This window comes from Segatella copri, assembly GCF_024330485.1.
GTDB classification, from domain to species: Bacteria; Bacteroidota; Bacteroidia; order Bacteroidales; family Bacteroidaceae; genus Prevotella; species Prevotella copri_L.
Map to the genome: position 1 here is coordinate 84082 of NZ_JANDWX010000007.1, position 16466 is coordinate 100547.

7 protein-coding genes are annotated in these 16466 nt (G+C 47.8%); all 7 read right to left on the reverse strand.

What is annotated here, in order from left to right:
* Positions 1–10 precede the first annotated feature (10 nt).
* Entirely contained in the window at positions 11–2947 is a 2937-nt protein-coding gene (locus NNC77_RS06215; protein WP_254970230.1) for a SusC/RagA family TonB-linked outer membrane protein, read from the reverse strand.
* 676 nt (positions 2948–3623) lie between these two features.
* Positions 3624–6503, reverse strand: coding sequence for a two-component regulator propeller domain-containing protein (locus tag NNC77_RS06220; protein ID WP_254970228.1), 2880 nt, complete (start codon positions 6501–6503; stop codon positions 3624–3626).
* Between the two features lie 156 nt (positions 6504–6659).
* The gene (locus tag NNC77_RS06225; RefSeq protein WP_437183276.1) at positions 6660–9116 is read right to left on the reverse strand and encodes a glycoside hydrolase family 2 TIM barrel-domain containing protein; all 2457 of its coding nucleotides are present in this window, start codon (positions 9114–9116) and stop codon (positions 6660–6662) included.
* Positions 9117–9130: 14 nt separating this feature from the next.
* Positions 9131–10207, reverse strand: coding sequence for a glycoside hydrolase family 53 protein (locus NNC77_RS06230; RefSeq protein ID WP_118140573.1), 1077 nt, complete (start codon positions 10205–10207; stop codon positions 9131–9133).
* Positions 10208–10308: 101 nt separating this feature from the next.
* Entirely contained in the window at positions 10309–11703 is a 1395-nt protein-coding gene (locus tag NNC77_RS06235) for a DUF5114 domain-containing protein (RefSeq protein ID WP_118140575.1), read from the reverse strand.
* Positions 11704–11715: 12 nt separating this feature from the next.
* Complete coding sequence (locus NNC77_RS06240; protein ID WP_233339068.1) at positions 11716–13392, reverse strand: RagB/SusD family nutrient uptake outer membrane protein; 1677 nt, start codon at positions 13390–13392, stop codon at positions 11716–11718.
* Positions 13393–13410: 18 nt separating this feature from the next.
* Complete coding sequence (locus tag NNC77_RS06245; protein WP_254970227.1) at positions 13411–16377, reverse strand: SusC/RagA family TonB-linked outer membrane protein; 2967 nt, start codon at positions 16375–16377, stop codon at positions 13411–13413.
* Positions 16378–16466 lie beyond the last annotated feature (89 nt).

The window sequence follows — 16466 nt, forward strand, 5'->3', positions numbered from 1 at the left end:
CCTTTCTTGGTTAGAATTGCAATTCAACACCCAGAGTAAACTGGCGTGATGCCGGATACTGTGCCTGGTAAATATTGGATGAAACCTCAGGATCCAGACCGTTGAAACCGGTTATGGTGAAGAGATTCTGTGCCTGACCGTAGATTCTGACCATAGAGAAGAAGTTGGTCTTGCGCAACAAACTCTGTGGCAATGAATAGGACAGACTGAGATTCTTCAGACGGAGGAACGATGCATTCTCCAAGAAGCGGTCGTCGAGCTGGGTTACCTCGCCCCAACGTGGGATGTCGGTAATATCGCCAGGCTGCTTCCAACGGTCGTACAACAGACGGTTTGACTGGTTGTAAGCAGTACCGAAGGTTACACCGCTCTCCTCGAAGTAACGGTCGTTGTTGATGACGTAGCGTGTACCAATCCAGCTGAACTGGGCAGAAAGCTGCAAGCCCTTCCAACGGAAGCTTGTACCGAAACCGCCCATCCAAGGTGCATCATAGGTCTTGCCTGTCATCACCTTGTCGCTCTCGCGGAACTCGTTGGTTACGTTGCCATCCTTATCATACCAAAGCTGCTCACCATTCGCTGGATTCACACCGGCATAACGGTTCAGGAAGAACTCGCTTACTGAGTGACCTACCACATACTTCAAACCGGTGGTTGAGTTTACATACTCGGTTACACCGTTATAGAGTTCCTTCAATCGGTTCTGGTTGTAAGATACGTTGGCACTTACATTCCAGGTGAAGTCGCGTGTGCGGATTACATCACCGTCAGCACTCAACTCGATACCCTTGTTAGCCATCACACCTACGTTCTTCCAGCGATAGCCCTCGCCGGTAACGGTGTAAGACTCAGGAACGCGCATCAGCATATTGGAGGTACGCTTGTAGTAAGCCTCGAAGCTGAAGTTGATTCTGTCGAGGAAGCCCAAACGGAGGGCGAAGTTGTTTGCCCATGTTGACTCCCAACCCAATTCCTCGTTACCACTCTGTGATGGAGAGAAACCGGCAGTATTATCGTAGTTGGCACCACCCGATACCAGAGCCAGGTGATAATAGTTAGGAATCTCAGAGTTACCCGATGTACCGGTACTTACGGCAATCTGGGCTGTGCTGAGCCACTTCATATCCTTCAGCCAGTCGGTTGACTTCACGTTGTACATGAAACCGAGCGACCAGAATGTACCCCAGCGATGATCCTTACCGAAACGTGAAGAAGCATCGGTACGCAGAGAGAAGTCGGCATAGTAGAGCTCCTTATAGTTATACTCGCCACGCATGAAGAATGACAGGTAAGAGTAGTCAGAAGATGAATCTGCCCAGCGGCTGGCACGTGTACCTGATGATACATTGGTCAGGAGATCGCTGGTCTGACCCTTGGAATATACCTGGAAACCCTCTGAGTGGAAATTGACAGCCTCCTGACCCAGCATCACGTTGAACGAATGGATATCGTTCAGGGTGAAACGGTAGTTAGCCGTAGTGGTCTCTGTCAGGTTGATGGCATCGCTGCTCTGGCGTGCCGCTGTACCCTGTCCGTTATTTGAAGAGAGACTTGGGAACGACTGGAGGAACGCTGTAGAATGGGTGAAATCGGCACCGAACTGAGTACGGATAGTCAGATTCTCTATCGGATAGATTTCAGCATACATGGTAGAGAGTACCTTATATTTCTTGTTCTTGATAGGATTCAAGCCCATGTAAACGATAGGGTTCTCGCTGGTTCCAGCCCAGTTGCCTGCAGCAAGTGAAGCCAGACTGCCATCCTTAGCGTATGGATTCCAGTAAGGCAGCATGAATCGGCATGCAGAAATAGGAGTAACGGTAGTATAGCTACCGTCGTCAGCCTGCTGAGCCTCCTCATAGGCAGCCATGGTGTTGGTACCTACCTTCAACCACTTGCCTGCCTTTACATCTGCATTGGTACGGATGTTGTAACGGCGGAAGGTTGAATTCTGTGCGATACCGTCCTGATCGTAGAAACCACCAGAAACATAGTAGTTCAAGCGGTCGGTAGCACGGTTGATAGAGAGTTCGTAGCTCTGCAGCGGAGCGCGGTCGTTGAACACCTCGTCCAGCCAGTTTACGTTTACTCTTGAAAGGAGATTGTAATCCTTACCTGTATCCAAACCTACTTCTTTCTCAAACTGGATACGCTCATCGGTATTCATCATTTTCCAGTTGGTCTGTGCCAACTCAGAGAAACCATACTGTGCACGGAGCGTAATCTTCGCCTTGTCCATTGCCAAGCCTCGCTTGGAAGTGATGACAACCACACCGTTGGCAGCACGTGCACCATAGATTGAGGTCGAAGAGGCATCTTTCAATACAGAGATACTTTCGATGTCGTTAGGACTCAAGGTATTGAAATCAGAACTTGAGATTGGCACGCCGTCGAGGATAAAGAGTGGCGACTTGCCGGAGTTGATAGAGTTGGTACCACGAATCTGGAAGGTAGCCGCCTTGCTAGGTTCACCCGAAGAAGAGATGACCTGCAAACCAGTACTCTGTCCCTGCAAAGCTTGGTCGAAGCTTGCCGCCGGCACATTTTCTATCTTTTCAGACTTTACGGCAGACACGGAACCCGCAATGGTTCCCTTCTTTCTCACACCATACGCCACCACAACCACTTCATCCATCATCTTGGAATCCGAAGCAAGGGTGATGTTGAGCGTATTTGTCTGCGCTTTCACAACGTGCCTCTGCGTAACGCATCCCACATAAGAGTAGGCAAGCGTAGCCTTCGAAGCACCCTTAATTTCGATGGTATAGTTACCGTCAATATCGGTCACTACGCCATTTGATGTTCCCTCTTGCATAATGGTCACACCAATCATCGGTTCGTTGTCTTCTGCAGACACGACAGTACCCTTGACGCTGAAACTCTGCGCCAAGACCGATTGGATAGACAACAATACAAGTGAGACAAGTAAAAGAGTTAATCTTCTCATCCTTGTTTGTTTCAAGTTTATTAATTAATAATTATCATTTTTTTCTCGTTTTTTTCTCGTTTGGTAAAAGCCGAAAGCACTCAGGGCAACACTTCGCCCCTCCATTTATACATTCTTTCACTAATATGCACGCATGGAAATACCTATTTAACTTAAATCGGTGCAAAATTACGAATATTTTCTTATTTGCCCAAGATAATCGATTAAAATTTAAATGTTTGATATGAAATATCTATGTTTTTTAGCATATATGTTCATAAATTTAGTTAATTGTCGATTTTTTGTCAAATCCGATTACAGTTTGCTAAAACAAGTTCAATACATACTTTTTTTTGTTTCTATGCTGCCGTTTTCATAAAGCTGAAATTACGTCCCGACGTAGCTTGTACTACGTCTGGACGTATCTTTTGCTGCGTCGGGACGTAGCAAATGCTACATCGGGACGCATTTTTTACTGCATCGGAACGTATTTTATCAGCTGACTCAAGTAGCTCAATCAGCTGACTCAAGTAGCTCAGTCAGCTGACGCAGATATCTCGACAAGCCGAAGGATACGTCTCCATTAGCCTACGGAGTCATATCCGTAACCCGACGGAGTCGTATCCGTAACCCAATGCTGTCATATTCTTAACCCCACGCAGCCATATCTATAGGCAAACGGAAGCACTTCATTTATTTACCTCTTCACCTTCATGTATTCCGTAGGAGTCATGCCATACTCCTTGGAGAAGCATTTGGAGAAATAGCTGCTGTTAGAGAAACCAACGGTATACATCACCTCGGAAACACTGAACTTACCCTGGCTCAGGAGCTCGGCAGCACGGCTCATACGCATCTCACGGATATACTCTACAGGCGTACGGCCCGTTATCGCCTTCGTTTTGCGATACAGCTGTTTGCCACCTATGCCTATCACATCCTGCAACATCGAAACGTTGAAGTCGGAATCAATCATGTGCTTCTCTATCGCCTCATTGATCTCTTCGAGCAGACGCTTGTCTGCCGCATCCAACTCGCTGACATTTACTTCCTTCTTTTCCTCTTCAGAAGATTCAGAGCGTGCAGGAACTGGTTCTGAGGATGATGACTCAGGCTCAGATACAGGCGAAGCGGATAACCCAGTGGCAACAGAAGATGACACCTCAGGTATCCTCACATTCAGGTAGCGGCCCATCAGAGCTGTCACCTCATCAAATGAATGATGAGCTACGGCAGCCTTCAAATCTTCCGCCAGACGGTTGAAGAAGTCCATACGCATCTGTACCTGCTCCAACACCTCAGCCTTCTGCTTCTGGGCATCAGCCAGTTCCTTGCGCAGAAAATACCAGCTTACCAGCCATGCTACAAACACGATGAGTGCCGTGATATAGAAGAGCTTGCACCACCAGGAGAGATACCAAGGCGGCAGGACGGAGATGTCGAGCGAATAAACCTCGGCAGCTATCTTGCCTTCACCATCCACGGCATGAACCGTAAGATGATAATCGCCATACGACAAACCATTGTAGGTGATATCAATATTGCCGGAGTTCAGATAATGCCAGTCGTGGTCGCTGCCTTCGAGTTTGTAAGCATAAACGGTTGAAGGACGATCAGCAAAAGGAAGGTCGGTGAGCTGCAGGGTGAAGTTGTTCTCATCACTCTTCAGTTCCAAGATTTCTCCACGCTCCTCACAAGCCTGTCCGTTTACGATGATTCCAGCCAGCATCAGACGAGTAAACAGCTTAGGCTTCTGTGCTACATCGGAACTGATTGCCACATAGCCGTCATTGCCGCCCATCATCACCTCATGAGTCTGTCTGCTGTAACAGATGTTGAGCGGCACAACAGAAGGAATCATGAAGCGCTGGCTCCCGCCCTGTGGATTGATTACGCAGCATTCATTGTCCGATACCACCCATATCTTGCCTTCCACATCGCACATGGTACTTACCTTGCCACCAATCTGCCATGTCTTGGAAGAAAAACTGTTACCCAGCACAGAACCGGCTGCATAATAACAGGTTACCGAACTGTTATCACCCATCCAGATATTGCCCTTGCTGTCTGCCATCAGATAGTTGATAACATCTGAGTTAGCTACCTGCACCACCTCCATATCGTTCGGATTGATGCAGTCGAGACGGGTATAGGTAGAAACCCAAATCCTACCCTTTCCATCCATCACCATCTGACCTACATGCAGACCAGAGAGCGCATTCTTTCCCTTGTCCGAGTAATGCCAGTCGGCTATGGTCTTGCCGCTCAGAAGAGCCGCCTTATCCATCACGAAGACACCGCCCTGATAAGAACCCATCCATATCCTGCCCTTCTTGTCCTGGAGAATATCGTAAGCCCAGGCAGTAGAATACTTGCCACTCTTATCGTAGACGATGAAGTTGCGCATCTGACGGGAACTGCGGTCATAGAAGTTGATGCCATGGTCGGTACAGATCCATACATCGCCGTCATGGTCTTCATAAATCTTGCGTACACGGTTATGACTCAGCGGGAAGGCAGAGCTGTTCTGCTTGTACCATGCCACATTCTGATAGCCTTCAGCATTCCGGGTGAAATGAATCAGACCGTTGGTACCGCCCATCCACCATTCTCCGTTACGGGTCTGGAGCATGGCATGCAGACAGTTGCCCTCACCCGACATCGTAATCTTATCGAGCGATACATAGCGGTAATAGGTATGGGTAGTGAGACGGGAGAGTCCATTGTCAGTACCCACCCATACATTCTGCCATTTATCTACAAAGCAAGCCCAGACGATGTTGTTAGGAATAGAAGCATCATCGCGGGAATCGTGGATATAATGGGTGATGGCATTGGAGAGTGCCATCTGATAGAGTCCGTTATCGGTTCCGATATAGAGATTGCCGGCAGCATCTGTAGAAAGACATTTGATGGAATTGCCGTTGAGAGCTGGAATCTGTGAGAAGTTCCTTAGTTGCAGATCGGCACAATAGAGAGCGCCCTCGGTACCAATCCAGTAGCATCGGCGCTTGGCATCATAGGCGAGCGCATTGACCAGCGGCTGTTCTCCGGCACGGAGCGGAATCAGTCTGCTGCCGAGATGCAGACCTGCGAGCGAACCTACGAGCAAGCCTCGCGGAGTAGAGAGCAAGGCATAGACATCGCCACCGAAGTCAGTCTTACCACCCTTGATATCGAGCACACGGAGTTCCTTCAGCTGCTTGCGCTTCGCCTCATCGGCAAAAGCCTTCATGGCTGGTGTTTCGGCATATTGATAAGATTGCGTATCGAATTTCAGGATGCCGTTGCCAGTAGCCAGATAGAGCATCCTGCCCTCGAAACCGAGCGCATTGACACGCGTATTGCTGAATGTATGTTCCTGAAAATGACGGTAGCCATGATAACCATCATAGCTGTAAAGACCGTTGTCGGTTCCGAGCCATATCATTCCATCACTGTCCTGGGTAATGGCACAAACGGACTGAGCACCTTCAAGGGAGGTGTTGACGAAACGCTGCGCATGGATGGCAAGCGAAATAAAGAGCATAGCAATTGCCATGCTGATGCGGTATATAGGTTCTGTTGACTTTTTCATGTGTGCAAATTTACACAATATTCATGATAACGCCAAAAAATATCGGAGGAAATTCATAAAAAAAAGAATCCCCTGGGAAAAATAGCCGCTGCTATTCCCAGAGGATCCGATATAAACTATATACTTTATAACCAACCGAAATCGGTCTTTGTTATCTTATATTGCCTGGAGCGTAATCGACTTTTCGATATTTCGCTTGCTGTCTTTTACCTTCAGGATGATGTCACCCTTCTGCTTGCTGCTCTGTACGATAACTACGAGTTTGCCGGAGAAGAGTTTCATCTGTGGCTGGGTGAACGGTTCGAGCGATGTGGCATCGCCGTTGCAGGCTGCCTTGAAAGTGCCGGCACCACTCACCTCGAAGGTCAGTTCGTCATCGGCAAGCGGACATTCATTGCCGTCCTTATCCTGCAGACTCACAGTGATGAAGGCAAGATCGTTGCCATCGGCATTCAGCAGCACATTGTGCTCATCGGTACAGCCTTCTACCATGCAGGCAATAGGCTCATGATCAGGAGTTTCTACACTGAACTTCATCTGTGCAGGCTCGCCGGCAGTACGCTTCACGTCCTCGCCCACCTTATCGCCATACTGGTTGTAGGTAACCACGCGAATCTCACCCGGTTCATACTTCACATTGTTCCAGCGCAGACGGTAGCGGTCGAGGCGGCTTGACTTGTCCTTGCGAACCCTGCCCTGACTCTTGCCATTCACGAAGAGTTCGCCTTCCACACCATCGGTATAGCAATATACAGGGGTAACCTGTCCTTCTCTGCCCTTCCAGTTCCAGTGAGGAAGAAGATGGGTAGTATGCTGCTGCTCGTTCCAGCGGGCACGATACATATAGTAGCGATCCTTAGGAAGTCCGGCAAGGTCGCAGATACCGAAGTAGCTGCTGCGGCTTGGCCAGTAGGTATCGTATGGAGTAGGCTCGCCCAGATAGTCGTAACCGGTCCATACAAACTCACCGATTACCCAACTGTAGTCATCCTGCATCTTCCAGTCATCATCAGGAAGATTGCTCCAGGAACAGTATTCGGTATCATAGCTTGAGCACTGACCATCAGGATAGGTAGCCTTATCACTTACCACTACCGGGAACTTGTATACGCCACGGGAGCTGACCGTAGAGGCGGTTTCAGAACCGAGGAGGAATCCCTGAGGCAACTGCTCGATATTCTTATAATATTTATGTACGCGATAGTTGAAGCCCGGTACATCCATGGTCTGAGCAAAGCCGCTCTTCAAGGCATCTTCTGCCTTATCCATACCCTGGGTTACAGGGCGGGATGGGTCGTACTGATGACAGATATCCTGCAGACGCTTAGCAATCTGCACACCCTCCTTGCTCCACTGCTCAGGAATCTCGTTACCGATGCTCCACATCACGATGCTAGGATGGTTGCGGTGGTGCTTTACCAGATTGGTGATATCCTTATCGCTCCACTCCTTGAAGAACTTGGCATAGCCGTTCTTGCATTTAGGATAAATCCACATATCGAAACTCTCTGCCATCACCATCATACCGAGGGAATCGCAGATTTCCATCTGCATGGTAGAAGGCATGTTGTGGGCAGTACGGATGGCGTCGCAACCCATCTGCTTCATCATCTTGATCTGACGGATAAGAGCTGCCTTGTTCTCTGCTGCACCCAATGGACCGAGGTCGTGGTGCAAGCAGACACCTTTGAGTTTTCGGGTCACGCCGTTGAGTTGGAAACCATGGTCCTTGGATACCGAGATGGTGCGGATACCAGTCTTCAGAGTCTGAACATCAGCCACCTTCTTGCCTTCATATCGGGTTAACTTCACCTGATAGAGATAAGGAGATTCCGGAGACCAGAGCTGAGGGTTCGCCACCTTCAAGGTAGTCTTGATTTCAGGGGTTGCACCCGATACGGTCTGCTCGGCAACCTTCTTGCCAACCTCATCAAACAGGGCGATGACGGTCTTGCCCGACTTACCAGTCTTTCCTTCCAGCAGCGCATTTACTTCTATTTCAGCCTCCTGCTTATCAGCCTTCAGGGTACGCACGAAGGTATCCCAAGTAGAGAAGTTCTCGTTGCCATAGAGTTCTACGGAAACCGGACGGTAAAGACCGCCTCCCGGATACCAACGGCTGCTTTCCTCTACATTATTAAGATGTACCTCGATGAGATTACTCTTACCAAACTGGATGAAAGGTGTAATGTCGATGCGGAAGGCATTGTAGCCGTAAGCCCATCTGCCAGCCTCCTTGCCATTCACCTTAACGACAGGCTGACTCATCGCACCATCAAAAACGAGGACGGCACGCTTATAGCCCTTAGGAGCCGTCCAGTTCATCTTATACATACCCTCACCAATCCAAGGCAGCGCACCAGAACGTCCCGACTTCTCGGTCTTTTCGGTTTCGCCATTCTGCTCGATGGCCACCATCTGCAGGTCCCATTTCTTATCAAAAGGACCCGAGATAGCCCAATCGTGCGGAACAGCTACCTGCTGCCACGCCTTACCATCACGGGAGAAGTCCCACGATGACAAAGTGATGACTTTTCTGCTCTGCGCCATGGTCATCGCAGAGAGAGCCAAGGCGAAAGTCGCCAATGTCAATTTCTTTTGTCCTATCATCATATATAATTAGTTGTTTACTTGAATGCATCCAGTGCTGCCGTAGGCTTTCCCGTATTGTCGAAGGCGCCCTTATCGTAGCCATTCCAGTTGTTGCTGCACTCTGGCTCCCAATAGAATACACCCTCGCAGGTAGAGATCTGCTTGCATCCATCCACCATCTTCTTGAGGAATGGAGCAGCATTCTCTGAGTTCCACACCATACCAATCTCTGAGATGATGACATCGCAGCCATACTTCTCGGAGAGGGTCTTGATGTTATTGAGACAAGCATCTGATACCTGTTCCCAAGTCTGGTCTGTAATCCAGTCCGGATAAAGCGACATGCCGATAACATCCCACTTGGCACAATTCTGCTTCAAGCCATCAAACATCCAGGTGTACTGACCGAGATTGTTACCTTTGTCCAAGTGTACGATGACCTTGGCATTAGGATAAACACCCTTCACTGCATCATAACCAGCATTGATATAGGCAGCAAAGTTAGCCATATTCTTAGAGGCACGACCTGTAACCTTGAGGGCATCGTCGCCATCAGCATCATTCCAGAGCATACCGTCGGTGGTTTCATTGCCCACCTGCACCCACTCTACATCGATGTTTCTCTCCTTCAAGGCAGAGAGTACATCCTTGGTATGGTTGGCTACAGCCTGCTTCATCTCATCGAAACTATAGTTCTTCCAGGCTGCTGGTACGCCCTGCTTACTAGGATCAGCCCATGTATCAGAGTAGTGGAAGTCAATCATCAGGCGCATACCCAGCTGCTGAGCACGCCAAGCCTTAGCTACGACATCGTCCTTACCATTCCATCCTCCATCTGGATTCACCCATACACGCAAGCGGATAGAGTTCATACCAAGGTCACGAAGCAGAGACATACACTCAGTAGCCTTGCCATTCTGATTATAAAACTTCACGCCACTGGCTTCCATCTCAGTGAGCCAACTAACATCGGCTCCCTTGGCGAAACCACTCATATCGTATGTTTTCTCCTTTTCTGGAGTAGCGTTATCATCATTGCTGCAACTTGTTCCCGTGATAGAGAAAAGAAGTGCAGAAGCCAAAAGTACGGCTTTACCTAAAATATTCTTCATTGTCGTATATATATTATAATAATGTGTATATTGTATGAATATTGCCTAAAAAGCAAACCTTGCACAAATTTTATCGTGCAAAGGTTTGCACAAGTTTTATTCTATTTGTACTTCCATGTCATTGTATTGAGGTCGGCGGTGATGGTCATTTCCTCTCCTGTCACATCATCCTTAAACCATAGATTCCATGAATTTTCTGTAGCAAGATTAAACAGTTTGCCATCCTCAGGCTCACAACCATACCAGGTTTGCTTATCATCTATATTTTCACCTACATAAATGAAATAGAAATTTTCCCAAGCAGAAGGTTTATATTTGCAAGTATATACACCATCGCTCACCTTGGTCATTACAGCGAGAAGCGAAATGCCATCTTTGGTAAACATACAGAGAGTATTGCTTGCCTCTGGCTCTGGAGAGGTCTGGTCGCCAGCCACGATAGAGTAAGTCAGCTCGCTATTCTCACCCACCTTCACGGTAACAGTGTAGGTTCCAGCCTTCTCGATGTTCACGCTGCCAGCGGCAGAAGCATCTGTCATCTTACCATCAGCAAGAGTATAGTTCAAGGTCTTTGCCACAGCAGCTGCATCATCAGTACCTGTTGCCTTAGTATACTCTGCACCTGTTCCTACAATCTGGATAGATGTATTATCAGCAGAGGTTGTGATTACCTTTACCCAAGCATAGTTAGGAGCATCGTAAGTCATCGCCTCGCCATTGAGCAGGAATTTCTTCATCCAAGTAGCCTTCCATTCCTTTGCCTTGGTATCAACAACAGTATAGTAGATACCAGCCTGACCAGGGAACCAGAAGCTCCATGCACTCTCCGTATTATCAGCCTCGAAGACATGACCATCAGCACCATAGTTACCCCAAATGGTTCCATCATTCTCCTTACCATAGAAGTTCAACCAAGAAGAGGCATTCATATAACCCGTATATACGCCATCCTCATCTGGAGAATAGAGTGTGGTCAAGGTCTTGATCTTATCGCTACTCAAGATAGCCATCGAATTCATATGTATAATATAAGGTGTAACGTTCACCTGGCATACATTGCTATAAGCTGCATCAAGGTTAGCTCCCATCTGGCTCTTAATGCGGAAGTAGAGAGGAGCACCTGTGCCCGGAGTCATACCCAAATCCTTGGCAAGGGTATTGAGATCGCCACCAGTAAATGCCTTGGAAAGATTGGTCACTGTATAATCCTTAGTTGATGCGAAATCCTCGGAAGTAGACGCCTGGAGGTAAGTGAGCAGTGTGCCATTACCAGCTGGCTTGGTCTCATCGCTTGAAAGCAAGGTAGGATTCTGCCAAGCCAACGAGAGGACAACGTCCTTACTTTTATCTACAGACAGGACCACATCGGATGCCGATGCCATCAGATTGGATGCCTTGAAGCCATCCAGGTATATCTTGTCGCCACTCTCATCGCAACTCACCAGGGCGGTGAGTGCGCAGAGAAGCATCATCAGGTTTCTAAATATCTTTTTCATTCTTTTATCCTATTAATAGTTGTCGTTATGAAGATTTGGATTTGCGGTAAGCTCGGTGTTAGGGATTGGATAGATGTTGTACTTGCTGTCAACAGCCTGTCCATCGTGAGTGCCACCCTTCCACTGCCAGATGTACTTGTTAGTAGTAAACTGACCATAGCGAATCAGGTCGGTACGGCGATAACCTTCATGATAAAGTTCACGGGCACGCTCATCGAGAATGAACTGGAGGAACTCATCATCGTTGGCAAAGTTGCTTGACCATACTTGTCCTTTACCTTTTCCATAAGCACGCTCACGTACCTTGTTAATCCAATAGATGGCACCCTTCGTACGAGAGGCAATAACCTCAGGATCGCTCGCATCCGTCTTTCCATCTGGCCATGGATCCCAACTTGCGCCCTTAGTACGAGCCACGCACTCGGCATACATCAGATAGACATCAGCCAAACGGAAGAGAGGAAAATCGGTTTCTACACCTGCATCAGCTGTATTAGATGCAGTGGTTTTATCATCCTTCAGGTTACTCCATTTCTCAGAAAGATAGCCGGCGGTTTCTTCGGTCATGCTGGAAATATCCTTGCTCTGGCCATTGGTAAAGAACTTGCAACGCTTGTCGCCACTGCCGTCAATATCGGTCTGGGTAAACTTATTCACGAACTCAGGACGAAGGCGGAACTCACTCCAGCCGGCAGTTACACCATAATCGGCTACATTCTGGTTGGCATTCGACATACTTACCTGTCCACAAACCAGATAAGTAGATGAACCCCAGCTTACAGTATGCTCTGCACTTACCGGCAAGGCAAAGATAATCTCGTTGGTACGCTTGTCGTTATCAGCATTGAAGAGTTTGCTGTAATTATCTTCCAGGGAGTAGCCCATACTCATCACCTTATCGCAAGCCTCCTTGCACTCAGTATACTTAGGCACACCAGTATAAACCTCGCTGTTTAGATAAAGCTTGGCAAGCAAGGTATAGGCAGCACCCTGAGAAGCCTGACCGTAAGGACAGGTAGAAGCAGGAAGCATATCACCTACACAATCCTTCAATTCACTCTCGATATAATCGAATGTCTGCTGAGGAGTATAACGTTGAGGGATAAAACTGCCCACAGGATCATTCTCTGTTACCATCGGAATGTTGCGATAGAGATCGAGAGCATGGAAGTAGAACAAGGCGCGCATGAAGCGAACTTCAGCCCTATACTCCTTCATCTTTACCTCGTCATTGCCGCTGAAGCTAGCGCCATTGGCATTGCGGAGGAACTCATTGCAGAGGGCGATGTTGTAGTAGATGCGATAATACATATCTGATACCCAAGCATCGTTGGCATCCCAAGAGAGATAGGTAAGCCCCGTAGTCTGCTCACCAGTCAGCCAGGTAGAGGCAAATTCATCGGTACCACACTCCTGCATATTGATAAACATACGCATGTAATCGAAACCACTACCATTGTTCAATACGGATTCCATATCCTTATTATCGCCACCCTTGCCCTGACCACTAGTCACCATGGCAGCATAAATCTTACCCAGCACAGCCTCATAATTGGCAAGCGAGGTATAAACATCCTTAGAGGTTGTCTCTGTATGAGGATATTGGTCGAGATCGGAAACACAGCTGGTTGTGCCTGTCAGCACCGCTGTTCCCATCATCATACTATATAATATATTCTTAAGTTTCATTGTTATCTGTTTTGATTGTTAGAACTGAAGTCCGAGGCTTACTGAGTAAGTGCGAGGACGTGGATAGAATGAGTTGTCCATTCCGTTTGGCACCTCAGGATCTGTACCTGAGTAACCGGTGATGGTGAATACATTCTGTACCATTGCAGATACGGTGAGCGAAGCCCACTTGTTGATCTTGCCTACATTGTAACTCAAACTCAGGTTGTCGAGTTTCAGGAAGGAAGCATTCTCTACGTAGTAATCAGAGAGATACTGACGGGTCTTGAAACCGGTCTTCAGGAAACTAGTATTGAGATTGTTGAGCTGTGAGTTGTTGTAACTTACTGTCTCAAAAGCACCTGTACTCATACCCATGCCATTATATACGTAGTTGTCGATGTTGGCACGGAAACTCATACCGAGTGTCAGCTGCTTGTATCTCAAAGATGTGCTCAAGCCCATAATGTACTTAGGGGCTGGAGAATGATAGCGGTAGAGATCGGCATCATTGATTTCGCCATCATTGTTCAAATCGGCATAAGCACCCTCGATAGGCTTGCCTGTCTTAGAGTCGTAGAGCTGATGATATACGTAGAACATGTATGGCTCATATCCCTCTGAGAGTACCTGGAACTGGTAAGCATCGATAGATGGGCCTACCTTCACGTTGGTCTGGCTTCCACCCTTTATCAATGAAAGGTTCTTCACCTTCATGTTCTGCCAGGTAAAGTTGTAGCTCAGGTTCCACTCCCAGTCCTTGGTCTGGATAGGGGTTGCATTCAGAGAAACCTCAATACCCTTGCTGTCCACATTACCTACGTTGGTAAGGATGGTCTTTGAGAAGTTGGTACCTGCTGCTGTTGGTACTGATGCCAACAGGTCCTTGGTCTTACGGGTATAGAAATCGATGGCACCACCGATACGACCATTCAGGAATCCAAAGTCGAGACCGAAGTTCCAGGAAGTAGTAGTCTCCCACTTCAAGTCTGATACGTATGCCTCTGGACGATAAGTTGTGATATACTGTCCGTTGATGAGTGCCTCGGCACCTGTTACACTGGATGTATAAACCGGCAGATAGTTGTAGTTGCCGATGCCTTCCTGCTGACCGGTAACACCATAGCTGGCACGGAGTTTCAAGTTAGAAAGTACCTTCTGGTTCTTCAACCAAGGCTCTTCTGTCAAAGTCCAGCCCAAAGCAACAGATGGGAAAGTACCCCAACGGGTATCCTTAGAGAAACGGGAAGATGCGTCTCGACGAACGGTTGCCGTCAGGAGATACTTTCCATCGAATGAATAGTTGATACGTCCGTAATATGACAACATTACATGACGGTAATCTGATGCCTTTACGGTTGACAGGTTTGTGCCTGCCGCACTTTTGGTATAATAAAGAGGTGTAGTACTCTTCCAGTACTGGTAGTCGTAACCGGCTGTCAGATCTACATTACTCTTGATATCTTCAAAATACTTTGCATAGTTGGCATAGAGGGTAAGCAAGCGGTTCTCGTTCTTCTGAGGACCATACTTATAATCGCTACCGCCCAAAGACTCATCCTTGTTGTAGCTCTGTGCTGCATAGACAGGGACATGAATGGTTCCATCGCCCTTGGCATAGTCAGCACCCACGGTAGCATGGAGCTTGAGGTCTGGCAGGAAATGAACCTTGTAATCTACATCCATCGAACCGATGAAGCGGCTTACCTTACTCTTTGAATCATACAGATCAACCAGACCGCGAGGGTTTCTTACACCGGCATTCACTGGATAGCCATCAGCATCGAGTGCCTCGTTGTAACCACCATACTTGTCGTTACCGGAATAAACCGGGATGGTTGGGTTGAATGTGGCAGCTGCCCATACGGCACCACCATTATTGAATGAGTTGTTATTGAGGGTTCCCTTGGCATTGATGGTCAACTTCAGGTGATCCTGGAAGAAGCTAGGAGTCAATACCACGTTACCTGTCCAGCGCTCTACATTGTCCTTGCGAACCAGACCGCTCTGGTTGTAATAGCCTACAGACACGCGGAATGGCAACCACTTGTCGATGCTGCCGCTCACGCTGAGGTTATTGTCTGTACCGAAGGCTGTATGGTAAACCTCATCATTCCAGTCGGTATTAGCAGTACCGAGCAATGACTTTTGGTTATCTGTACCAAACTGGTTGATGACATTCACGAATTCATCACGGCTCAGCATATCTACCATCTGCGCACGGGTCTGCAAACTGTTGGTGGTATTGAAGTTCACCTTTACAGCACCCTGCTGTCCCTTCTTGGTGGTAATGATGATGACACCGTTAGATGCACGGGAACCATAGATGGCTGTAGAAGAAGCATCCTTCAATACAGTCATGCTCTCGATATCAGAAGGGTTGATCATGCTGAGGAAGTTGCTGCTGTTACCAGAGATACCACCCTGCTCCAATGGCACGCCATCGAGCACGATAAGAGGGTCGTTGCTGGCATTCAGAGAGGCACCACCACGCACACGGATGGTACTACCGGCAGAGGCAGAACCACTGTTGGACATAATCTGTACACCCGAAACCTTACCGTTGATCAACTGTTCTGGAGAAGAAACGAGACCTTTGTTAAAGTCCTTCGATTTCACGGTAGCTACGGAACCTGTCAGGTCACTCTTTCTTGCCGTACCATATCCGATGACCACGACATCAGCCAGCGCCTTGCTGTCAGATTCGAGTTTCACCTTCATATTGTCTGAGATAGAAAGTACCTTATCAATATAACCGATATAAGATACCTTGATCTTCTTGGCTGAAGAAGATACCTGAAGACTGAAGTTACCGTCAAAATCAGTAACTGTACCGCCCTTTTCGCCTTCCACCATGACAGTGGCGCCAATCAGAGCCTCACCATTCTGCGCATCAGTCACCTCACCTTTGATGGTTCTTGTCTGCGCCATGAGTTGCAGACATCCGATGACGAACAATGCCACGAGAAGCAAACTTCTCTTTGCTAAATTCTGGATTGCTTTCATTGTTTTACTTTTAGGTTGCGTTTTACGTTAAAATGCGTTTGCGTTTAAAATTGTTTTCGGTTGCAAAAGTAGGGAAAAGAGAAGAAAAC

Coding starts and splice junctions, on each gene's coding strand:
- NNC77_RS06220 (WP_254970228.1), bottom strand. CDS start 6,503: ATGAAAAAGTCAACAGAACCTATATACCGCATCAGCATGGCAATTGCT.
- NNC77_RS06235 (WP_118140575.1), bottom strand. CDS start 11,703: ATGAAAAAGATATTTAGAAACCTGATGATGCTTCTCTGCGCACTCACC.
- NNC77_RS06240 (WP_233339068.1), bottom strand. CDS start 13,392: ATGAAACTTAAGAATATATTATATAGTATGATGATGGGAACAGCGGTG.
- NNC77_RS06225 (WP_437183276.1), bottom strand. CDS start 9,116: ATGATGATAGGACAAAAGAAATTGACATTGGCGACTTTCGCCTTGGCT.
- NNC77_RS06215 (WP_254970230.1), bottom strand. CDS start 2,947: ATGAGAAGATTAACTCTTTTACTTGTCTCACTTGTATTGTTGTCTATC.
- NNC77_RS06230 (WP_118140573.1), bottom strand. CDS start 10,207: ATGAAGAATATTTTAGGTAAAGCCGTACTTTTGGCTTCTGCACTTCTT.
- NNC77_RS06245 (WP_254970227.1), bottom strand. CDS start 16,377: ATGAAAGCAATCCAGAATTTAGCAAAGAGAAGTTTGCTTCTCGTGGCA.